The sequence below is a fragment of the Robbsia andropogonis genome (assembly GCF_034047095.1).
Taxonomy (GTDB): domain Bacteria; phylum Pseudomonadota; class Gammaproteobacteria; order Burkholderiales; family Burkholderiaceae; genus Robbsia; species Robbsia andropogonis.
Genome location: NZ_CP139170.1, coordinates 779948 through 801619, shown reverse-complemented (window position 1 = coordinate 801619; position 21672 = coordinate 779948). Strand labels below are relative to the sequence as shown.

The window sequence follows — 21672 nt, the reverse complement described above, 5'->3', positions numbered from 1 at the left end:
CCCGCTCGCTTACGCTGCGTAGGTCTTGTCGTTCTTCGTCAAGCTCCACGCACCCTGCGCGTTACCGCCCTGGCTACCGCCAATCTTCTGCTGCGTGTACTTCCATTGTGCCGCGGCGTACTTCAGTGTGAAGGTTTCGCTCGGCAGCGTCGTATCGGCAGTGCTGGCGCTGGTGGTCGCCGTTGACGACGACGCACTTTGAACAGAAGACGCGATGCTCGAGATGATCACATATTTCAGCTTCACTTCCAGGTACTTGACGCGTGCGCCGTCACCGTCCGCCCGCATGAAGTCGACCGTGACTTCGTCGAACGTCGTGCCGCCCGAAGCGTGTTGGTACATCAACGGGCTGACAACGTCGATATCCTTCGTAAAGACCATATCGCCGTGCTCGCAACGCTCGGACGTATGACCGCCCGCCGTCGACGCAACGGCCGAACGCGGTTGCGTGATCGATTGGCTCCACGAGCTGATCTCGATCCAGTTTGCATGGTCCTTGTCTTGCGACTCACCCTTGAGCGCCGGGCTGCCGAATTTCAGGTAAATGTCCTTCATCTGTGATCGTCCTCGGATAGTTTAAAAATGTAAAAGGTCACCATCGCTAGCCATTCGACGGCTTCGGCAGGTCAGCAACCAGCCGTAACGAGATCGACAACTCGTCAAGCTGGAAGTGCGGGCGCAGGAACGCAACCGACCGGTATGAACCGGGCTTGCCGGGAATTTCCGAAACCTGGATCGACGCTTCACGCAGCGGGAATTGCGCCTTCTGCTCTTGCGACGCGTTGTCGTCGAGCAGCACGTATTGCGAAATCCAGCGGTTCAGAAATTGTTCTACATTCTGTGCGGATGCAAAGCTGCCGATCTTGTCCCGCATCATCGCCTTCAGGTAATGCGCGATCCGCGATACGGAGAAGATGTATTGCAACTGCGCGGAAAGCACCGCGTTGGCATTCGCACTGTCCGTGTTGTATTTTTTTGCTTTCTGCACGGACTGGGCCGCGAAAAATGCGGCATAGTCCGTGTTCTTGCAATGCACGAGGGGGATGAAACCCAGGTCGCTGAGTTCCTTTTCTCGCCGGTCCGTGATCGCGATCTCGGTCGGGCACTTCAGCGCCACTTCACCATCGTCGGTCTTGAATGTGTGGGTTGGCAAATCCTCCACCAGCCCGCCTCCCTCTACACCGCGGATGGCGGCGCACCAGCCAAAGTCGTCGAATGCCGACGTCAGACGCGCGCCAAACGCCCATGCCGCATTGCACCAGAGGTAACGGCTATGGTCGGTGCCGTCCACTTCCTCGACAAAGTTGAATGTCTCCGCAACGTCCCCATCCTTTGGATTGAACGGCAGGCGCCCGAGAAAGCGTGGCAGCGTCAGGCCAACATAGCGCGAGTCTTCGGAATCCCGGAACGACTTCCACTTCGTGTATTCGACGGTATCGAATACCTTGCCGAGATCGCGCGGCTTTCCCAAATCGGAGAACGTCTCCAGACCCAGTAATTCCGGCGCCGCCGATCCGATGAACGGTGCATGCGCCGCGGCAGCGATATGCGACATCTGGTCGATGAAGAACATGTCCTCCGGCTGGCGCGAAATCTCGAAATCCCCGATCAGCGCGCCGAACGGGGCGCCCCCGAACGTGCCGAACTCCTCTTCGTAGACTTTCTTGAACAAGGCACTCTGGTCAAACTCGATCGCGGCCTTGAAATCGCGGACCAGTTCGCGCTTGGTCGCGGACAAGGCCTTGATCTTGATTGTCGATCCGGTATTGCTCTCGTGGACCAGGTAATGCAGTCCGCGCCAGGTGCTCTCGAGCTTCTGGAATTCGGGGGAATGCATCACGGAACTGAGCTGGGCGGAAATCAGGCTGTCAAGTTCGGCAACCCGCGCGTCGATCGTTGCCGACAGGTTGTCCGACACGACCACGGTACCGTCCAGCACCTGGTTCACGAGTTCACCGATCAGGTCCTTCGCCCGCGCGTGCTCGGTATCCGATTTCGCGACTTTGCTTTGCGCGACGATCTGGTCGAGCAGCGAACTTTCGGCCGCCTCGGTCTGGTTGTCTGCGGCCTGCAAGGCCGCTGCGGAAGGTTGATTCATCGGATCGCTCTGTTGATCGCTTTAAAGTTCGTCGACGTGATGCGGTCGAGGGGTAGTACGCGCCATGTGACCGCGCGTAGCCGCAACGTGAGGCTCAGGACGCGTCGTCCTCGCCCTTCCTGCCGGTGACATCAGTCGATGGTTGACGACCCAACGCCTGCAATTGCTCGGTGTTGTGCAACACGTCGCTCAACAGGTCTTCCAACTTGTCGTTGCCCGCCATCTTGTTGCGCAGGTCGGCAAGCTTCGATCGTGCCTCGATCAACTTGCGCAATGGCTCGATCTGCTGCACGACCGCATCCGGCGAAAAGTCGTCGATCGATTTGAACTTCAAGTCCACGCCGAACTTCCCTCCCGCGTCGCTGAGGCGGTTCTCGACCTGGAAAGCCGCGCGCGGTTCCACCGCCTTCATGACGTCGTCGAAGTTGTCGCGATCGATGTTGACGAACTTCCGATCACGCAGCTTCGGCTGCTCGACTTCGGATTGCCCCGCCAAATCCGCCACCACGCCGACGACGAACGGTAGCTCCTTGATCTCGATCGCGTCACCGCGCTCGACTTCATATGACAGTTGCACGCGCGGAGGACGGACTTTCTGCAGCCGCTTCTGCACACTTTCTTTCTTCGCCATCGTCTGTTCTCCTGGTCTGCGTGTTGCCCCGAAGGGTTCGCGCCGAACGGCGTAGTGAAGCGCACGCAGACCGGCGCTTCACCGCGGGGTGCCGCACGTGATGCCTTACTTCAGCGCGCCGAACGGGTTGCTGGATCCACCGCCCGACGAATCGCCTGCCGCATTGGCAGCGGGCGCGGCGTTGTCGGCCGGGGTCGTTGCCTTGCGCGCGGGGGTACGGCGGCGCACGACCTTCTTCGACTTCGGCTTGTCATCCTTGACCTCATCCGGGAACAGCGTGGCTTCGCCAAGCGTGTCCCGCAATTGCTGCGCGAGAATGCGCGCGTCGGTGGTGGCATCGCCGACCAGCGCGCTGTCCTTGCGCAATTCCTCTAGCGACTGCGTGGCAACACGCAAACCGCTGACCGCGAGGACGCTGCGCGCCTGTCGATCACTGTCGTCCCGTTGCAGCGCTTCCTGCGCCGCAACGATCGCCTGACCGTAATGCGCTTGCGAGAACTGGATCTGCGCGATGCGCGACCACGGCTCTTCACGGGTCGGGTCGTTCTTCGCCAACTCCTGATACAACGGAATCGCCTTGTCGGTGTCGCCGGACTTCCAGAGCGCATCCGCGTCACTCAGCTTCTTGTTATAGGCATCGCCCGTCAGAGGTTGCGTCTTCTGGGTCGATGCGCAACCTGCCATCACGGCACAGACGGCCATGGCAAATGCGGCTTTTTGTATATAACGTTGGATGGTCATGTTCCGCCGAAAAAGAAGTTTGTCCCGTACAACTTGTCTCGTTGCACGCTATATCCCTGTCTTTTCATACCCCGAAAGCCATCAGACTGAGTAAAGCCGTCTGGCACACATTCGTTCGACAGTTTTAAAGCGCACTTTGTAAAATAACGGCTGTTATAGTACAGGCCATTCTGATGACTGACAACGGGCCGACAGGAGGTGGACAGACTCATCCCCCACCGCATTTCGTTGTTTTTGGTGTATTTTTAGTGACTAGCATCATCATACGCAAAACGAATGCACGGCGCCTGAGGCCTTCTTTATCCGACGATGAATCTTTGATGTCGAAACATGAAAAATCGAGAAGAAAGTGACTAGACAACTCTACATTGAAAGGTTATCGAAAGAATAAATTCCGGGATATGGCACAAGCAATCGTTGTTGGACGTCGCCAGCAATAAGTAGCGTTGCGGACGGCGCGATACCGAACCGTAGCGGATATATCGCCGATCGATCTGGTTATGACATCACGCGCGGGTCTCCGTGACCGATGAGCGTGCAAAGAAAAGCGAAAAGAATGATGGCAAGAGAGAAAACGGTACGTCGAAACATGGCGCACTGGGGGGAAAAGCGGTGGCTACGCATAACGCTTGGCGTAGCCTGTGCTATCGCGCTTGGCGGCTGTGCGGCCGGCGTTGGCTTAATTGGCACGGCTGGATCGGCGGCCCTGCAGGCGGTAGGCATCGGCAAGCCGCCGGTACCTGACTCACAGAAGCCGCCCCGGCAGATCACATTGACATTGGATGCCGGTACGAATCTGAATGCCGGCACATCGAAGCGTGGGGTTGCGCTTGTAGTGCGGTTATACGCGCTGAAAGACCCTACCAGTTTCCAGCAAGCGCCATTCGATACGTTTCTCGATCCCGATAAAGAAAAGCAGGTTCTCGGTCAAGACCTGATACAAGTGCGTGAAGTAACCCTTATTCCGGGGCAGCGCTATACATCAACTGAGAAGGTACCGTACGAAGCCGGCGCTTTTGGTGTGGTTGCACTATTTCGCCAACCGGCGACACAACGGTGGCGATTAGTGTTCGATCCAAAGAAATCTGAAAAATCCGGCATTTTGATTGGCATGCATGCCTGTGCAATGACTGTCACGGCGGGGACACCAATTGTCGCATCGGATAGCGCAGCCCAGCAATCGCTTAATATGCTTTCCATGGTGAATTGCCAATAGCAATCATTCATTTCCAAATAGGAAAAGTGAATAGTAATGAACGGAAATATCGACCGATTTTAATCATGTACGATGCGGATTCACGTAAAAATGTCCGCCTCATTCACTACCCCACCGAGAATCTCCGGATTGCAAACGGGTAAAAACATTGACGTGGCGTAGCGGGGAATCAAATGAGTTATTCAGACAAAGTTTTATGGGGTGAAGGATTGTTCCTCCGCCCCCAGCACTTCCAGAAACAGGATGCGTATCATGAAGCGCGGCTGTTCGAGGCCACCCAGGCGCTCCAGCCTTACAACTGGGGCGTTCGGACATTGCGCGTCGACCTGGATGCGCTGGGCAGCAATGTGCTGCGTCTCTCCCAACTGTCACTGGTCTTCCCCGACGGCGAATTGTATGCGGCGCCCCAGGCCGACGCGCTACCGCCGTCAGTCGCGCTCGACACGATGGCGGAAGGCACGGACGAGGTCGTCTTCTATCTCGCCATGCATCCGATGCGTGATGCCGGTCGTAATAGCGCCGATGCCGACGAACAAGGATTCACTGCCCGTTTCGTGGCCGAAACGCAGATGGCGGCGGACCTCTACACCGATGCGGTGGAGGCTGATGTGACCGTCCTGAAAAAGGCCGTGCGGCTGGTGGCGCAACACGAGCCGCGCGACCAGTTCCTGGCGGTGCCCTTGGTACGGGTGCGGCGCACCGCGACATCAGGCTGGGAATTGGACGAAAATTTCGTGCCGCCCAGTCTCACCATCGAGGCCTCGCCGTTGTTGATGAATCGCTTGCGCCGCCTGATCGATGCGCTGCAGGCCAAGGTTAATGCGCTGTATGGTTTTCACCGCGAACCGAGCAAGAACATCATCGAATTTCGCTCGGGCGACATCGCCTCGTTCTGGCTGCTGCATACCGCCAACGCAGCGTTCGCGACGCTCGCGCACCTGCATCAGCATCCGGCGATGCATCCGGAGCGGCTCTTCCAGGAATTATTGCGCGTCACCGGTCAACTGATGACGTTCTCGAAAAACTATACGCTGGCGGATCTGCCTCCGTATAAGCATGACGAGCCTGGTACAGGCTTCGCGCGACTTGACGCGATGCTGCGTGAATTGCTCGACACCGTTATCTCGGAGCGGTACTTCATCATTCCGCTGGAACAGGTTCGACCGTCGTTTCACCTGGGCCGCATCGACTCCGGCAAGATCGACGAGAAGACCACGTTCTTTCTGGCGGTCTCGGCGGACATGCCGAACGTCGAATTGGTCGAAGCGGTACCGGCACGTTTCAAGCTTGGCGCGCCGGACGATGTCGACAAGCTCGTGCAGTCCGCCATGCCGGGTCTGCGCCTGAGCTATACCCCGCAGGTTCCACCGGCCATCCCGGTGCGTCCGGGCGTCTGCTATTTCTCGCTGGATACGCGCGGCATGCTGTTCGAGCGCATGCTGCAAGCGCAGTCACTGATGATCTACGCGCCAGCGGGCATCAATAACCTCCGTATCGAATTAATCGCGGTCACATCATGAGTCAAGCCCCTTCGCTGTTTGGCGACCACGCCCCCAACCCCGTGCATCCGACGAATGCCGCGCCGCCGGCCTATGAAGTCAAGTCACTTCTGGATCTGTTGTACGACGGATTCTTCATGCTCTTCCTGCTCAAGCGCGGCCGGGAGCCAGAAAACGTCGCGAACTTCCTGGATCGCATCCAGCAGTTCCTCAACGATTTCGAGCGTGGCGCAAAGAAGATGAATGTGGCGGCCGAGGATATCTTCATGTCCAAGTTCGCTTTCTGCGCGGCCATCGATGAGTCCGTGCTCGCATCCACTTTCTCTATCCGCGACGAATGGGAACGACGGCCGCTACAACTCCTCCTGTTCGGCGAGCAACTGGCGGGGGAGAACTTCTTCCGTTATCTGGAGGACTGCCGCGCGCAAGGCATCGCGCGCCTGCAAAGCCTGGAAGTGTTCCATATGTGCCTCTTGCTGGGCTTCCAAGGAAAGTATCTGCTGGAAGGCCCGGAAAAGCTCGCGTACCTGACCGCTCGGATTGGTGACGAGATTGCGAACATGAAAGGCAAGCGTGCGGCATTCGCGCCGCACTGGGCGTTGCCCGATCAAATCGAACACACCCTGAAGCGGGAAGCGCCGCTATGGAGCTTCGCGGCGGTTTTCCTGCTGATTGGTATCGTCGCATTGCTTGGTCTGCAGAGCTATTTGCGAAATGCAACACTGCAGGCGTTGGCGCCGTATTCGGATTTGGTCAAGGTCGGCCCACAGCAAGCCAGCCTCACGATCACACTGCCCTAGGCTTGACAGATTGCCACGCCACGGCAAATAGCAGAAAGGTCTTCGTCGACATGGCATTGCCGCGCACGCCTTCCGCGCGGCGCGCAGAGAAACGCTATCGACGGGAGACCGTCATACCTTGAACGCTCAAGGGTTTACCCCTTTCTCGCTTCCACTACTTGCGTTTGCAATCGCTTTCAGCGGAAAATGTAAGCGCTAACACTGTTGCAGAGCAGAAATGCAAGCAACGATGTAAGCGCTAACATACCGACACCAAGAAGGTGTCTTGACGAAGGAGCATGCGTCTTGAGCCCGGTCACCCCCGCCGTTTTCCCGAAGAACCCGTCGATCGTCGTGGTAGGCAGCGCCAACATGGATCTGGTGGTCCGTGCCCCACGGCTGCCCGTACCCGGTGAAACGTTGGCCGGCACCGGCTTCGAAACCGTTCCGGGCGGCAAGGGCGCGAACCAGGCCGTGGCCGCGGCGCGACTTGGCGCGGCGGTGGCGATGATCGGCTGCGTGGGTGAAGATGCATTCGGCACGACATTGCGCGACGGCCTGCAAGCCGATGGCATCGATACCCGCCTTGTTCGCACCGTTCCCGGCAGCAGCGGGATCGCCGTCATCAGCGTCGCGGAGGACGGTGCCAACAGCATCGTCATCGTCGGCGGCGCCAACGACGCGCTCACGCGCGCCGATGTCGACCGTGCGGCGGCAACAATCGCGGCAGCGGACATGCTGATCTGCCAGTTGGAAACGCCGCTCGATACGGTCACGCACGCCATTGCGAGTGCGGTCCGCCAGCACACACCGGTGTTGCTGAACCCGGCGCCAGCGCGGCCGCTGCCGGGAGCACTGCTCGCGCAGGTGGACTACCTGGTGGTCAACGAGACCGAGGCCGAACTGCTGTCCGGCGTTCCGGTACGTACGACGCAAGATGCCGAGCGCGCCGCCGCCGCGTTGCTCGAACAGGGCGCGCGCTGCGTGATCGTGACGTTGGGCGCAAATGGCGTCTACTGGCAAACAAGAAGACATCCGGGTGCAGGTGACGGCAACGGCCGCGCCGACGATGCGTCGCGCGGGTACGTACCGGCACACAAAGTAAAGGCTGTCGACTCGACTGCCGCAGGCGACACCTTCGCCGGCGGCTTTGCCGCGGCCCTTGCGGCAGGACAGGAAATTGCCGACGCGATCGCGTTCGGCCAACGCGCGGCGGCAATCAGCGTCACGCGTCACGGCGCGCAGACGTCCATTCCCACGCGCGCCGAAGTGCTCGCCCAAGCGGACTGACCCGCGTGCCGTGACGATTTTTGGGACAAAGATGCGCCTCACGGAGGCGCGGCGGCTTCACGCGACGGCGCCCTGCAACGATCGGTCTCGATTGATTCGATTTCATGGCGTAAGGCGAAGGCGGACAGGCCGCCCGACGGATTACTGATACAGAGAGGGTTCAATGCAATCAAAACCGAGCGCGGCCAGCCTGGCCCATGGCGCCACCACACCGTCGTCGACCGCCCCGGAAGTCACAAAGGTCAGTCCGTCCGCTTATGCATCACAGTCCGCACGGAATGGTGGGTTGCCGGCTCCGGCACGTATCCGCCGCACGCAGGTCATCGCGCTGACACTGCTGATGATCAGCGGCATCATCAATTACCTCGATCGGGGCGTGCTGTCGGTCGCGAACTCGCTGATTCGCGACGACATGGGACTGTCGCTGACGCAGATGGGCTTTTTGCTTTCCGCTTTCTCGTGGACGTATGCCATCTTCCAATTACCGGTAGGTTGGCTTGTCGACCGCATCGGCGCGCGCACATTGCTGGGCCTGGGCTTGATCGTCTGGTCGCTTGCACAAGCGGCAGGCGGCATCGTCGGCACATTCGGCTGGTTCATCGTCGCGCGTATCGTCCTGGGGATCGGGGAAGCCCCGCAATTCCCTTCCGCCGCACGCGTGGTCAGCGACTGGTTCCCGCTGCGCGCCCGCGGCAAACCCACCGGTATCTTCAATTCGGCCTCGCCACTGGGCTCGGCCCTGGCGCCGTTATGTCTGTCGGTTCTGCTGACATCGTTCCACTGGCGTTGGGCATTCATCATCACCGGTGCGGCGGGACTCGTCGCCGCCATTGTCTGGCTGGCGATCTACCGGAATCCGGACAGGTCCCGGATGAACGCCGACGAATTGGCCTACCTCGAACAGGACGCGGATCAATCCGCCACGACGGCACGTCCGGCGATGTCGTTGGATGACTGACTCGGCCTGTTCCGTCACGCCACTACCTGGGGAATGCTGATTGGCTATTTCGGCTCCGTCTATTTGAACTGGGTCTACCTGACCTGGTTGCCGGCCTACCTGACGTCCGAGCGCCATATGAGCCTGGCCCGCACGGGTATTGCCGCGTCGGTGCCGTTTTTTTGCGGCTTTCTGGGATCATTGTGCGCGGGATGGTTTTCCGATCTGGTCACCAGCAAGACCGCACAACCGGTCATTGCCCGCCGCAATGCGGTGGTCTTAGCCATGCTGGGCATGGTGGCATTCACGATCCCGGCGGCCCTGGTGCAAAGCAATACCGTCGCGCTCGCCTGCATCTCCGTCGTGATTTTCCTCGCGAACGCAGCGTCGGCGAGTTCGTGGGCGCTGGCGACGGCAGCGGCCCCGCCAAGCAGGATCGCATCGCTCGGGTCATTGCAGAACTTCGGCGGCTTTTTGGGCGGAGCGCTGGCCCCGATCCTGACGGGCGTCATCGCCGGACACTGGTCGTTCGTTCCAGCGCTGTTGACCGCCGCCGGTATCGCTTTCGTTGGCGCCATGAGCTATCTGATCCTGGTGCGCAAGCCGATCGTCGAAGGCTGATCAGCAACGCTCCCATTTCTCATACCGTTTTTGTTTCACGTTCAAGACAAGGTGCTATCGATGTCCTCTGCTTCCACCGCATCCACGGGAATTTCCACTGTCGTCAAGGGTATCGTGCCCCTGATGCTGACGCCGTTCCATGAAGACGGCACGATCGATTATCAGGGGCTGGACCGCCTGGTCGAGTGGTACCTGGCGAACGGTTCCGACGCGCTGTTCGCGGTCTGTCAATCCAGCGAAATGCTGAAGCTGACATTGGAAGAACGTGGCGCGCTGGGCAAGCATGTCGTTGACAAGGTTGCCGGCAGGGTGCCGGTGGTGGTATCCGGGCATATCAGCAACGATCTGGAAAAACAGGTCGAGGAACTGCTGGTCGCGGCCAAGACGGGAGCGGACGGCATCGTCCTCGTGACGAACCGCCTCGATCCGGAACAAAAAGGTACGGATGCATTTCTGTCGAATCTGCAATACCTGCTGGATCGGTTGCCGGCCGACATGCCGCTGGGCCTGTACGAATGCCCGGCCCCCTACCGCCGTCTGCTGACGGATGAAGAACTGCGTTTCTGCATCGACACCGGCCGCTTCATCATGCTGAAGGATGTGAGCTGCGACCTGGACACCGTGAAGCGCCGCGTGAAACTGGCGGAAGGCTCGACGCTGCAGATCTTGAACGCCAACGCGGCGATCGCACGGGATGCGATGCGCGCCGGCTCGGGCGGCTTCAACGGCGTGTTCACGAATTTCCACCCGGACCTCTACAACTGGCTTCGAAACCACGGTGACGAAGACCCCGCGCTAGCCGATGAACTCTCGACGTTCCTGGTGCTATGCGCGGTCTCGGAATCGCTCGGCTATCCGGCGCTCGCAAAGATGTACCATCAACGTATCGGCACGTTCTCCTCCATCCGGTGCCGCGTGATCGACTTCGATGTGCGCGAACGATTCTGGGCGTTGGATGCGATCCTCGACAAGATTGTCGACGGAACCGAACATTTCCGCGCCCGCATTGCCAAGCGCGCTTGACCCCTTACCTATCGCCGCATCGATGCCCGTTTCCGACCCTGCCGACCAGCCTCCCGTCTCTACGCCGAAAACCGGCAAGACCGCGCGTACGCGGCGAGGCAATGGGCGCAGTGTGCTGGAAGATGTTGCACGGCATGCCGGCGTATCCACGGCGACGGTCTCGCGCGTCTATAACGATCCAGGCAAAGTCTCGGCAGCAGTCCGCATACGTGTCGAAGCTGCCGCCAAAGCGTTGAACTGGATTCCGCATGCGGCCGGACGTGCGCTGGCCTCCACCCGCACGCATATCGCCGGCATCATCATCCCGACGCTGGACGATCACGTGTTCGCCTCGCAAGTGAGCGGCATGCAAGCCGCGTTCGCCGAGCACGGTATCACGCTCTTCCTCGGCTGCTCGAACTACGACCCCGCCCAGGCACTGACACAGGTCCAAGCGATGCTTGCACGCGGCGTGGAAGCGATGGCGCTGGTTGGTGAAGCCCATCCGCCCGAGGTGTTCGAGGCCCTGCGGCGCTATCGCGTGCCCTATGTCGTCACGTACGCTTATCGGCGCGACAGCCCTCATGTATGCGTCGGCTTCGACAATGCCGCCGCGTATGAGCGGATTGTCGACAAGCTGGTGGGATTAGGCCATCGGACCTTTGGCACGGTGTTCCAGCCCGCCGATGATAACGACCGGGTACAAGCCCGGCAGCGGGGATTACAGGCCGCTTTGCAGCGGCATGGCCTGCTCATCGCGCCGGAACATCGACGGGAAGGCCCGGCCACCCTCGCGTTCGGCCGCGACAGCCTGCGCGCGATCATGGGCCTCGATCAGCCCTTGCTCGAACGGTCCACGCGTTCGCCTGCCACGACCTCCGGGGCACGCCGAGCCCACAAAGCGGCGCCATCGGTCCGCCGTCCGACCGCGATCGTCTGCGGCAATGACATGCTTGCGCTGGGAGTCTTGCGCGAGGCGGCCGCGAACGGCCTCGTTGTACCCGAGGACCTGTCGGTAACCGGCTTCGATGACCTCGCACTTGCGGCAGAGGCACACCCCCCGCTGACGACGATGCGGGTCGACACGCACCGCATCGGCCGTCTTGCAGCCGAGCGCTTGCTGGCCATGATGCAGGCCGCCGCGACGGGCGGCGGGGGGAGCGCGGCCAACAGCAAGGACAACGTTTTGCCGGGTCATGATATCGAACCCGAATGGCTCGAACGCGGCTCCACCGCGCCGGCACCGCCGCGTTGAATGCGCATCGGCTAGCACCGAACGCGCGCGCAACGTCCGACGACCCCGTGTGTCCGGTTTATGACGTCATCACACTGTCATATTACGATCCGATGATACGCGCGATTGTGTAAGCATATCGACGTGTCGTATCGCCCGCGATCGGGCGTCCCGGTGCTCCGCGTGCCTTCGCGAAGTCTTGAGCACGCCCCCCAAGCCCCCTCAATCCATCCGAGAAGGAATCGTCTCATGTCGAAGCCTGTGCCGCCGTCGCAAACCCCGCAAGACCCTACGCTGTCCTCCACCACCGCGGACACCGCATCTGCCTCGACAGGCAACGCCGAAGGAAGCATCCAGAAAGAAGGGCGCCGGCGTTTTTTGGGTGGTCTGACAGCGATGGGGCTCGGCGGCGTGCTGGCCAATGGGGAGTCCGTCGCCGCGCAGCATGGAGACACGCATCGGTCCGCGCCGCTGCCGGCGCATACGGTCGACAAGCTGCTGCGTGAACGTGTCAAGCACGTCGTGGTGATCTACGCGGAAAATCGCAGCTTCAACAACCTGTTCGCGGATTTTCCTGGTCTGCAATCGCCATTGTCGGCGGTGCCACCATCGGCATATCGGCAGTTGGATCGCGACGGCGTGACGGTGCTGCCAAAGCTGCCCGTCGTCCCCGATGGCTGGGCGCCGAAAGACCAGGTCGCGGACGGCATCACCTACAAGGCCGGCGAACAATATCAAACCGACCTGCCCAATGCGCCATTCCCACTACAAGGACCGCAAGGCGAAGCGCTGCCGTTGTCTATCGTCACGCACGACCTGTGGCATGTGTTCTACCAGAATCAGATGCAGATCAATGGCGGCAAGAACAATATGTTCGTGGCCTGGGCCGATTCTGGCGGCTTTCCAATGGGCTATTACACCAACACCAGCTATAGCCTGCAGTTGTGGAACCTGGCGACCGAGTTCGTGCTGTGCGACAACTTCTTCCAGGGCGCATTCGGCGGGTCCTTTCTGAATCACCAGTATCTGGTGGCCGCCACGCCGCCACGCTATCCGAATGCGGCGTCGCGCATCGGCAAGTCCACGATTGCCACCACTGTCAGCGGTGATCCGCGCGACCCGAATCTCAAGCCGTTGCCTGAATCGCCCGCCAGCGCAATGAATGGCATCCCGAAATTTGGTCCGAGCGCGCTGACGCCGGAAGAAACGCTGGCTGACGGATCGAAACTCAGCTATGGCGTCAACACGATGTTGCCGCCCTATATCCCCACCCCGCCGGATGTCAAGCTCGACGCGAACGGGATAGCGGACATGACCAATCCGGCCAATGCCAAGGTGTGTCCGCCGCAGCATCATGAACACATTGGCGACAAGCTCGACAAGAAAGGCGTGTCATGGGCGTGGTATTCCGGCGCCTTTCAGCAAGCCATCGATGCGCAGGGCAAGAACATCACCAACGGCACGCCGGTCATCCCGAATTTCCAATGGCACCACCAACCGTTGAACTATTTCGAGAACCTCGGCCCGAATACCGCTTCACGTCGCGAACATCTGCGTGATGGCGGGCTGGGCGATGCAACGTCGACGAATCATTTCCTCGCCGACGCGCAGGCAGGCACGTTACCCGCCGTGACGTTCTACAAGCCGCAAGGCAATCTGAACCTGCACGCCGGCTATGCCGACGTGTCGTCCGGCGACCGGCATATCTCGCACATCGTCAATGTGCTGCGCAATAGTCCGCAATGGAAGGACATGGTCATCGTCATCACCGTCGACGAAAACGGCGGGTGGTGGGATCATGTCGCCCCGCCGAAGGGGGACCGCTGGGGTCCTGGCACGCGCATCCCGGCCTTGGTGATCTCGCCGCTGGCAAAACGCGGCTTTGTCGATCACACGCAATACGACACGGGCTCGATCCTGCGTCTGATCACCCGCACGTTCGGCCTCGACGTACTCGATGGCCTGAAGGAAAGGGACGATGCGCTGCGCGCGAATGGTTTCCCCGCCATGGGCGATATGACCAATGCACTGGATCTGGCGAAACGCTAGATCCGTTATGACGATCCCCCTCGCCGCACGGCGGGGGGCGAATTGATCACTGCCGCGTAGTCCATTCCGAAGCGTTCGACGCCGTTGGATCGCGTACCGCTTTCAATGGCACACCCTGCACCCTGGCGGCAAGCAGGGGTCAATCCAGTTGCAGACGATAAAAACGCGAATCCACGGCCATCCGCGGAAAACGGTCTGGCAACGCATCGGCGTCCGTCTGGACAAAGCCGTGTTTCTCGTAAAAACGATGCGCGGCCAGAAACATGGCGGTGGTGCCGAGGAATATTTCCGCCACGCCCCGCTCACGCGCGCTTTGCAGCAGATGCGCCAACAGGGCATGGGCCACACCGAACGTGCGCCCACGATACGGCGCTGAAACGAACATCTTGCGTAACGCCGCCTGCCCCGCGCCAATGTCCTTCAGGCCGATCGTGCCGACCACCATCGCGCCACGCACGTCGTCTTCGACCTCCGCCACCCAGAAGTTACCGCATCCCTGCTGGTAGAACGTTGGAATGGCGCGCAGGTCGGGCTGCTCGTCCACCGTGATCGGAACGCCGAACTCCTCGCGTTGAATCCGCAAAATGACATGAAGGACCGCCTGTTCATCGGAAGGCTTGAAGGGACGGATACGTACCAGGGAAGAGGCTTGCATAAAGAACAGGAAAAGCGTGCTGAAAAAAGAAAAAAAGCGTCGAGCAGTGACAGTATCCGCCGATACATGGCGTAGTGTCCATGCCAACGCTGACCCAAAAAACAACCGGCGCCATACGACCATGCGCCTGACACGCCACTGGGCGCCCTCACCCAACGATTTTTCGAAAGCGCCAACGTGGATGTGCATTCTTCCATTGCATTGCAGATCACGCGTTGATCATGCCGGCCTGAACAATGCCGCAACGGTCGCACCAGCCGATGCTTCCTGCGTCACGGTGGAAACAGCGTGATGTTTCATCGTACTGTCAGTGACCCTTCATTGCGCTTACCAATGAAATCCATCTGGCCGCAAGGTCTACCCCCGCACGCGGTCCCGGCGGCGGCGCATCTCTGCTAGAGTGAAGCGACGTGCTTTAGACGCAATAAGGAGGCAGGAAGATGACGCATCGCTCCACAAAAGTACTTGCGCAAGGAGGGAAAGCTCCCGGCGTCGAACATGTCGTGGCGGCGGACGGACGAACGCCCGCCGATCGCTACCAGGAAATGTTTGTCGCCATACAGCAGTCGCGCGTCTTTCCCGACAGCAAGACGTTCGTCGATTGCCAGCCGTTACGTGATCCGCAATCGATCGTCGCACGGTACCGGGAGAATCACGCGTTGCCGGGCTTCGACCTGCGCGCTTTCGTTGCCGACCATTTCATCACGGAACCGGTACACAACAGTCATTACGTCTCGGACCCCGCTCAACCCATCGGGGCGCATATCGATGCGCTGTGGGATGTCCTGACCCGCACCCCGGACTCCCACCCCGCGAATGGCTCGTTGCTGCCGGTGCCCTTCGACTATGTCGTGCCAGGTGGTCGTTTCGGTGAAATGTACTATTGGGATTCTTACTTCACGATGCTTGGCATGGCGGAAAGCGGGCGGCACGGATTGTTACGCAACATGGCCGATAATTTCGCTTTCCTAATTGATGCCTATGGCCATATACCCAATGGCAACCGCAGCTACTACCTAAGCCGTTCGCAACCGCCGGTGTTCGCGTTAATGGTGGATCTTTTCGAGGAGCACGGCCTGAAACGCGCCGTGCATTTCCTGCCCCAGTTATTGCGCGAACACGCCTTCTGGATGGAAGGCGCCGAGGACACGCTACCGGGCAATGCCTATCGCCACGTCGTGCGAATGGAAGACGGGGCATTGCTGAATCGATATTGGGATGAACGCGACACGCCGCGGGATGAGGGGTTTCTCGAGGATATCGAAGCAGGACGCCTAGCCGGTGTGATCAAGGATATCAGCGCCCACGGCACGGTGCGGACCGAGGCAAGTGGCGCCGTCGTGACACCAGAGACGTTCAAATCGGAATTGTTTCGCGACCTGCGCGCCGGCGCCGCGTCCGGCTGGGATTTCAGTTCGCGTTGGCTGGCCGACCCTGACGATCTTTCGACGATCCGCACGACCGCTATTCTGCCGGTGGACCTCAACAGTTTCCTATACAAGCTGGAAACACAGATATCGCGTCTTAGCGGGGCAAGTGGTGACGAAGCAGGCCAGAAACGTTTTCGTGGTTTGGCGGAGGCACGCCGCGTTGCCGTAGACCGTTACCTGTGGAGCGACTTGACGAGCGCTTACGTGGACTACGACTGGAAACTCGGGAAGCCGCGCGAAGAATTGACGGCCGCCGCCGCTACCCCGCTGTACGTGGGCCTAGCGACGCAGCAGCAAGCACATCAAGTAGCGCAAGCCATGTCCGTCAAGCTGTTGGCGCCCGGTGGACTGATGACCACCGAGCGCGACAGCCCGCAACAATGGGATCGTGCCAACGGCTGGGCGCCGCTGCAATGGCTTGCGATAAAAGGATTACGCCGCTACAACCAGCGTGAACTCGCGCAGGATATCGCCCATCGCTGGCTGGATACGGTGGGCGCACTCTATCGACGGGAAAGCAAATTGGTGGAAAAGTACGCGCTGCATGCAGATAACGTTAGTGATCCGCATGATGTCGTTGGAGGGGGCGGAGGGGGCGAATATCCATTGCAGGATGGGTTTGGATGGACCAACGGCGTCACCCGCAAGCTGCTCGCGGAGCATCCTTCGCATCGTACCCACCAGGCATGCGCCGGGGAACATCGACACGGACACCCGCCTTCGCAGTGACCCGATGACGGTGATCACTGCGGGCCCATGAGGTGCATCTTGCCGGCCAGGCACGACGATGCCGTGCATGACCTTTTCACTCACTTCGCCGGCCGCGTCATTGACGCCCATTGACGTCCATCGCGGGCAAGCAGTTCGTCAGACGCACTCGGCCCCTCGGACCCGGCGGCGTACAATTGCGGACCGCTCTTGTCGGTCGCCCACGCTTTGATGGCCGGATCCACGACCCGCCATGCCGCCTCGATATTGTCGGCGCGCTGGAACAGCGTGGCGTCCCCGCACAGGCAGTCATATAGCAATGTCTCGTAGCCCACGTTTGGTGTTTCGCTGAATGCGTCTTCGTAGCGGAACTTCATTTCCACACCCGCGAGATCCATTTTCTGGCCGGGTACCTTTGCACTGATGTTCAATGTCAACCCCTGCACCGGCTGAATGTTCAGGACGAGGTCATTCGGCGTCAACGCCTCTACCGGCTCATCCTGGAACATCGCGTAGGGAGCGGACTTGAAGCGCACGACGACCTCCGTGCGCCGACCCAGCATCGACTTCCCGGTACGCATGTAAAACGGCACGCCGGACCAACGCCAGTTATCGATCTCCAGTTTCAACGCAACGTAGGTCTCGGTATTGCTGTCTGGTGCGACGCCCTGACTTTCACGATAAGCCTTCACGGGACGGCCATCGACGGTGCCAGAGGCATACTGTCCTCGCACCGCATTTTCCGGTGTCACCGGACGAATCGCCTCGAACAGTTGCTCCTTTGCGTTACGCACGGTCTCCGCCGAGAACGAATTCGGCGGCTCCATGGCTACCATCGCCAACAATTGGAACAGATGGTTCGGCACCATGTCGCGCAGCGCGCCGGTGGGTTCGTAGAATGCACCACGCCCCTCCACACCCACCGTTTCCGCGGCGGTGATCTGAACATGATCAATATACTGACCACGCCACAGCGGCTCGAACATACCGTTCGCAAAACGGAGCGCGAGGATGTTCTGTACCGTCTCTTTACCGAGAAAATGGTCGATTCGATAAACCTGATGCTCATCAAGTACGCCGAGGATCTTCGTATTCAACTCGCGGGCGCTGGCCAAGTCCGAACCAAACGGCTTTTCGATCACAACGCGACGGAACGCGCCCGCGCTTTCCCGGGTCAGTCCAACCTTGCCAAGGTTTTCCACGACCGTCGAGAAAAAGCGTGAGGCCACGGCGAGGTAGAACACAGCGTTGCCGTCTATCTGCTCACCCAGTTTCCGCAATGCGTCCAGATCCGTGAAATCGGCCTGCAGATAGTGCAGGCGGTTCGACAGATCTCCCCACAGCGCAGCATCGATCCGCGGCGTGTAGAACTCGGCGTTCGGGTCTTTCGTGAAGGTTTGCATCGTCTGGCCAAGTTCTTCGCGCCATGACGCATCGCTCCCAGGCACGCGATCCACGCCGATCACCTTGAACCCTTTGTCCAGCGCATTGCTGCCAATCAGGTTGTACAGCGCGGGCGTCAACAACCGCTTCGTCAGGTCGCCGTGAGCGCCAAAGATGACGAGCGTGCAGGGTGGCGCCGGTTCCAATACTGCCGGCGCGGGTGGAGCGGACGTGCCGGCGTCGCGCCGCGGAGATGTGACGTTATTGATTGAACCCATCAAAGACACTCCTTCTTTGAAAACCTGCTTGCCAGGACGGCGCAGCAATATCAATGCACTTTTCAGCATACTGCAGCCAATGGATGTTGGCGGACTGTAGGGAAAGCCGGTAGCATCGTCACCGTACACCACGCGCCTGCCTGCGCGTGCCATCATCCTGCGTTCTTATTCCACTCCTGTTCGAACCATGTCGCCCAAGCCGCTTGGCATCCTGATGCTGGACACGCAGTTCCCTCGCCCACTGGGCGATGTGGGCAATCCCGCAAGTTATCGCTATCCCGTGATACTGCGGCGCGTGGAACACGCCACGCCCGCGCGGGTTGTTCATGACCGTGCCGTCGGCCTCGTCGATCATTTTTGCAGCGCCGCGCGCGCCCTTCAAGACGCAGGATGCCGCGCGATCATTACGAGCTGCGGATTCCTGGCGCTGCATCAACAACGGCTGGCGGACGCGGTAAGCATTCCCATGGGCACGTCGGCATTGCTGCTGGTGCCGATGCTGCGAACGCTGCTTGGCGCGCATGTGTCGGTAGGCATCTTGACAGCGTCCGCCACATCATTGAGTGTGGATCATCTGCGCGCCGTCGGCGTCGATCCAACCACCCCCATGCAAGGCATTGCACCGGATAGCGAATTCGCCCGTGTCATCATCGGTAATCAAGCGACGGGAAATATGGACGACGTCGCCCGCGATGTGGTGGCGGGGGCGCAAGCACTGATGGAAAAAGCGCCGCATATTGGCGCGATCCTGCTCGAATGTACGAATATGGGACCTTACCGGGATCGTATCGAGAAGGTATGCGGATGCCCAGTGTTCGACCTGATTGATCTGGCAAACTTGCTGATGCTATCCACGCTGGGCGGAATGCCGCCGCGCTGAATAGGCAACTACTCATTCGGCAATGGCTGGGGTAGATCGACGCGCGCCACGCCGCCGGCATTTTGAAGTGCGGGCGGCATATTTTTTTGAGATGCATCGGGCATGTGGTATCGGTAGGCATTGTCCCGTTTTTGCATGCCGTTGCGCTGTTTTGATATCAGTTGAATAGTTCAGCAGGCCAAGATGCGTAGTGGTTCACAATGTCAACATTTTAAGGGTTAACCCCTAAAATCCAACGGTACATACGACGCGTGCACGTAGTGATGGACGGTGTGGCGAAAACCGTTTGATGGTGATCGGCAGCAGTTGTAAATACACGCCACTCATGGACGATTTTCTGTTGCGAATCAATCTTCTTGGCGGTAGTCTACTTTTTTAGTCGTGTGGTGGAATGCGAGATGAACCTGCAATTGGCAAGTGCGTGGCTGCAATACACGAAGGTCCGTTTTACCGATATCCATGAATTCGCGGCACGCTGCCGGATTGGCGCGCGCGACGCGGGACGCGAGTCCGCGGCGCTGTTGTTGCTGGCTGCGAAAGCTGAGACATTCACAGATCGCTATTCCGGCATTCCCGCCTCTGATACGGTGGTCGACGCATTCGCCACATCATTGCTGCGTGATGCAACATCGATGCGCGATGGAAGTACCCTGGGCGACCAGGCGCTGATAGATGCCATGTCCGCTGCCGCGGCAACGGATACTGATCGTATCGAGGACGTGATGCCTGGCACACCCACGCCTGGCGCCGTGCCCCTGGCATGCGATGAAAAGCATCTTGTCGCGCATGCTGCATCCGCCGCGCGCAATCACACGAACAGCCATTTCCTCGATGTCGATCGCATCGACCACGCGTTGATGTGATCTCACGCGGGCGCAGCGCCCGCGACTGCCGTGCGTGTGCCGTGCGCCACGTACGGCATGTCAGGCTCGACAGTAAATTATGAGACGCGTATCTTTCCGCTCGTCTCAGCCTACTGTCGATTTTTGCCCTGATGATCCGCTCCTCTGTAACACTTTCCCATGACGAGGTGACTCCTTACGCACGTCGCGCGTTATTTGGCGCCGCCGCCGGTTATGCGATGGATGGCTTCGACCTTCTCATTTTGGGATTCATGTTGCCCGCCATCGGTTCGGCTTTGCACCTGACCGCAGGCCAAACAGGTGCGATCGTAACCTGGACGCTGATCGGTTCGGTCATCGGCGGCATGCTTTTCGGCGCGCTGAGCGACCGCTTCGGCCGGGCGCGCGTGCTGACATGGACTATCTTCCTGTTCGCGATCTTCACAGGCTTGTGTGCGTTTGCGCACAGCTACGGCGAGTTGCTGGTCTACCGAACCATCGCCGGACTGGGCCTGGGAGGGGAATTCGGGATAGGAATGGCGCTGGTCGCCGAATGTTGGCCCGCCAGCAAGCGCGCCCGCGCATCGGCTTACGTCGGGCTGGGCTGGCAGGGGGGCGTGCTCGCCGCGGCGCTGCTGACCCCGTTGCTGCTACCGCTGATCGGCTGGCGTGGCATGTTCGTCGTCGGCGTCCTGCCGGCATTAGCGGCATGGCTCATGCGTAAAACGTTGCACGAGCCGGAGGCATTTGTCGACGCCAGACGAAGCCCCGGTGCCCCACTCGCATGGGGCGCGACCTTCGGACTGTTATTCGCCGATGCCCGCACCACAAAACTGAGCGTCGGTTGCCTGATACTGTGCTCGGTCCAGAATTTCGGCTATTACGGGATATCGATCTGGCTGCCCAGCTATTTGTCGAAAACGCTTGGCCTGTCGCTGATGAAGTCAGGATTGTGGACCTCGGCTACCGTCGTTGGCATGATGGCCGGCATCTGGGTCTTCGGACAATTGGCCGATCGCATCGGTCGCCGCCCGAGCTTTTTGCTGTTCCAGGCAGGCGCGGCGATCATGGTCTGCGTCTACGCGACCCTGAGTGCGCCCGGCGCCATCCTGTGCGCCGGCATCGTCATGGGCGCCTTTGTAAATGGCATGCTTGGCGGCTACGGCGCGCTGATGTCGGAAGGCTATCCGACAATCGCACGCGCGACTGCGCAAAACGTCCTGTGGAATGCCGGACGTGCGGTAGGCGGCTTTGGACCGCTGGTCATCGGTGCCATTGCCAGCGCCTACTCCTTTCAGACGGCCATTGCCATGCTGGCCGCCATTTATGTGCTCGACATGTTGGCAACTTGGTTTCTCGTGCCAGAAATGAAGGGCCAGTCATTGCAGTGATGCATGCC

17 protein-coding genes and 1 pseudogene are annotated in these 21672 nt (G+C 59.9%); 12 read left to right on the top strand and 6 right to left on the bottom strand.

The window, feature by feature from the left end; all coding sequences use genetic code 11:
* Window positions 1–9: 9 nt before the first annotated feature.
* The 4 genes from SJQ66_RS17080 to SJQ66_RS17065 form a co-directional block, all read right to left on the bottom strand.
* Window positions 10–555 carry an Hcp family type VI secretion system effector gene (locus SJQ66_RS17080; RefSeq protein ID WP_024905559.1) on the bottom strand — a complete coding sequence of 182 codons (546 nt, stop codon included), beginning with the start codon at window positions 553–555 and terminating at the stop codon, window positions 10–12.
* Window positions 556–601: 46 nt separating this feature from the next.
* Window positions 602–2098: a type VI secretion system contractile sheath large subunit gene (tssC, locus tag SJQ66_RS17075; protein WP_024905560.1), complete on the bottom strand. Its 1497-nt coding sequence runs from the start codon at window positions 2096–2098 to the stop codon at window positions 602–604.
* Window positions 2099–2192: 94 nt separating this feature from the next.
* Window positions 2193–2729, bottom strand: a complete 537-nt coding sequence (gene tssB / locus SJQ66_RS17070) for a type VI secretion system contractile sheath small subunit (protein WP_024905561.1) — start codon at window positions 2727–2729, stop codon at window positions 2193–2195.
* A 105-nt stretch (window positions 2730–2834) separates the two neighbouring features.
* Window positions 2835–3470 (bottom strand): tetratricopeptide repeat protein, encoded by a 636-nt coding sequence (locus SJQ66_RS17065; protein ID WP_024905562.1) that lies wholly within the window; start codon window positions 3468–3470, stop codon window positions 2835–2837.
* Between the two features lie 589 nt (window positions 3471–4059).
* On the opposite strand from SJQ66_RS17065, the gene tssJ reads away from it, so the two are divergent.
* From tssJ to acpA, 8 genes and pseudogenes are all read left to right on the top strand, one after another.
* Window positions 4060–4686, top strand: a complete 627-nt coding sequence (gene tssJ / locus SJQ66_RS17060) for a type VI secretion system lipoprotein TssJ (protein WP_024905563.1) — start codon at window positions 4060–4062, stop codon at window positions 4684–4686.
* Between the two features lie 173 nt (window positions 4687–4859).
* Window positions 4860–6206, top strand: coding sequence for a type VI secretion system baseplate subunit TssK (tssK, locus tag SJQ66_RS17055; protein ID WP_320535080.1), 1347 nt, complete (start codon window positions 4860–4862; stop codon window positions 6204–6206).
* Entirely contained in the window at window positions 6203–6985 is a 783-nt protein-coding gene (locus tag SJQ66_RS17050) for a DotU family type IV/VI secretion system protein (RefSeq protein WP_024905565.1), read from the top strand. The genes tssK and SJQ66_RS17050 overlap by 4 nt, the downstream gene beginning before the upstream one ends.
* Window positions 6986–7336: 351 nt before the next feature.
* Window positions 7337–8254, top strand: coding sequence for a ribokinase (rbsK, locus tag SJQ66_RS17045; RefSeq protein ID WP_320535341.1), 918 nt, complete (start codon window positions 7337–7339; stop codon window positions 8252–8254).
* A 286-nt stretch (window positions 8255–8540) separates the two neighbouring features.
* Window positions 8541–9812: pseudogene (locus tag SJQ66_RS17040) on the top strand (MFS transporter).
* Window positions 9813–9935: 123 nt separating this feature from the next.
* Entirely contained in the window at window positions 9936–10835 is a 900-nt protein-coding gene (locus SJQ66_RS17035) for a dihydrodipicolinate synthase family protein (RefSeq protein ID WP_046152034.1), read from the top strand.
* A 22-nt stretch (window positions 10836–10857) separates the two neighbouring features.
* Complete coding sequence (locus SJQ66_RS17030; protein ID WP_036012840.1) at window positions 10858–12069, top strand: LacI family DNA-binding transcriptional regulator; 1212 nt, start codon at window positions 10858–10860, stop codon at window positions 12067–12069.
* Window positions 12070–12297: 228 nt separating this feature from the next.
* Complete coding sequence (acpA, locus tag SJQ66_RS17025) at window positions 12298–14097, top strand: acid phosphatase (RefSeq protein WP_024905568.1); 1800 nt, start codon at window positions 12298–12300, stop codon at window positions 14095–14097.
* A 139-nt stretch (window positions 14098–14236) separates the two neighbouring features.
* On the opposite strand, the gene SJQ66_RS17020 is transcribed toward acpA, so the two are convergent.
* On the bottom strand, window positions 14237–14752 hold the full coding sequence (locus tag SJQ66_RS17020; protein WP_024905569.1) for a GNAT family N-acetyltransferase: 516 nt from the start codon (window positions 14750–14752) through the stop codon (window positions 14237–14239).
* A gap of 440 nt (window positions 14753–15192) precedes the next feature.
* On the opposite strand from SJQ66_RS17020, the gene treF reads away from it, so the two are divergent.
* Window positions 15193–16911, top strand: coding sequence for an alpha,alpha-trehalase TreF (gene treF, locus SJQ66_RS17015; protein WP_320535079.1), 1719 nt, complete (start codon window positions 15193–15195; stop codon window positions 16909–16911).
* An 80-nt stretch (window positions 16912–16991) separates the two neighbouring features.
* Here treF and zwf read toward each other — a convergent pair whose 3' ends face one another.
* Window positions 16992–18551, bottom strand: a complete 1560-nt coding sequence (gene zwf, locus SJQ66_RS17010; RefSeq protein WP_320535078.1) for a glucose-6-phosphate dehydrogenase — start codon at window positions 18549–18551, stop codon at window positions 16992–16994.
* A gap of 187 nt (window positions 18552–18738) precedes the next feature.
* On the opposite strand from zwf, the gene SJQ66_RS17005 reads away from it, so the two are divergent.
* The 3 genes from SJQ66_RS17005 to SJQ66_RS16995 all read left to right on the top strand — a co-directional run bounded on the left by SJQ66_RS17005 (window position 18739) and on the right by SJQ66_RS16995 (window position 21664).
* Window positions 18739–19431, top strand: coding sequence for an aspartate/glutamate racemase family protein (locus SJQ66_RS17005; protein WP_320535077.1), 693 nt, complete (start codon window positions 18739–18741; stop codon window positions 19429–19431).
* Window positions 19432–19829: 398 nt separating this feature from the next.
* Complete coding sequence (locus SJQ66_RS17000; protein ID WP_024904648.1) at window positions 19830–20294, top strand: hypothetical protein; 465 nt, start codon at window positions 19830–19832, stop codon at window positions 20292–20294.
* A gap of 131 nt (window positions 20295–20425) precedes the next feature.
* Entirely contained in the window at window positions 20426–21664 is a 1239-nt protein-coding gene (locus SJQ66_RS16995) for an MFS transporter (RefSeq protein ID WP_046151944.1), read from the top strand.
* Window positions 21665–21672 lie beyond the last annotated feature (8 nt).

Excerpts from the sequence above, each read along its gene's own strand:
- SJQ66_RS17080 (WP_024905559.1), bottom strand. The coding sequence starts at position 555 with ATGAAGGACATTTACCTGAAATTCGGCAGCCCGGCGCTCAAGGGTGAG.
- tssC (WP_024905560.1), bottom strand. The coding sequence starts at position 2,098 with ATGAATCAACCTTCCGCAGCGGCCTTGCAGGCCGCAGACAACCAGACC.
- tssB (WP_024905561.1), bottom strand. The coding sequence starts at position 2,729 with ATGGCGAAGAAAGAAAGTGTGCAGAAGCGGCTGCAGAAAGTCCGTCCT.
- SJQ66_RS17065 (WP_024905562.1), bottom strand. The coding sequence starts at position 3,470 with ATGACCATCCAACGTTATATACAAAAAGCCGCATTTGCCATGGCCGTC.
- tssJ (WP_024905563.1), top strand. The coding sequence starts at position 4,060 with ATGGCGCACTGGGGGGAAAAGCGGTGGCTACGCATAACGCTTGGCGTA.
- tssK (WP_320535080.1), top strand. The coding sequence starts at position 4,860 with ATGAGTTATTCAGACAAAGTTTTATGGGGTGAAGGATTGTTCCTCCGC.
- SJQ66_RS17050 (WP_024905565.1), top strand. The coding sequence starts at position 6,203 with ATGAGTCAAGCCCCTTCGCTGTTTGGCGACCACGCCCCCAACCCCGTG.
- rbsK (WP_320535341.1), top strand. The coding sequence starts at position 7,337 with ATGGATCTGGTGGTCCGTGCCCCACGGCTGCCCGTACCCGGTGAAACG.
- SJQ66_RS17035 (WP_046152034.1), top strand. The coding sequence starts at position 9,936 with ATGCTGACGCCGTTCCATGAAGACGGCACGATCGATTATCAGGGGCTG.
- SJQ66_RS17030 (WP_036012840.1), top strand. The coding sequence starts at position 10,858 with ATGCCCGTTTCCGACCCTGCCGACCAGCCTCCCGTCTCTACGCCGAAA.
- acpA (WP_024905568.1), top strand. The coding sequence starts at position 12,298 with ATGTCGAAGCCTGTGCCGCCGTCGCAAACCCCGCAAGACCCTACGCTG.
- SJQ66_RS17020 (WP_024905569.1), bottom strand. The coding sequence starts at position 14,752 with ATGCAAGCCTCTTCCCTGGTACGTATCCGTCCCTTCAAGCCTTCCGAT.
- treF (WP_320535079.1), top strand. The coding sequence starts at position 15,193 with ATGACGCATCGCTCCACAAAAGTACTTGCGCAAGGAGGGAAAGCTCCC.
- zwf (WP_320535078.1), bottom strand. The coding sequence starts at position 18,551 with ATGGGTTCAATCAATAACGTCACATCTCCGCGGCGCGACGCCGGCACG.
- SJQ66_RS17005 (WP_320535077.1), top strand. The coding sequence starts at position 18,739 with ATGTCGCCCAAGCCGCTTGGCATCCTGATGCTGGACACGCAGTTCCCT.
- SJQ66_RS17000 (WP_024904648.1), top strand. The coding sequence starts at position 19,830 with ATGAACCTGCAATTGGCAAGTGCGTGGCTGCAATACACGAAGGTCCGT.
- SJQ66_RS16995 (WP_046151944.1), top strand. The coding sequence starts at position 20,426 with ATGATCCGCTCCTCTGTAACACTTTCCCATGACGAGGTGACTCCTTAC.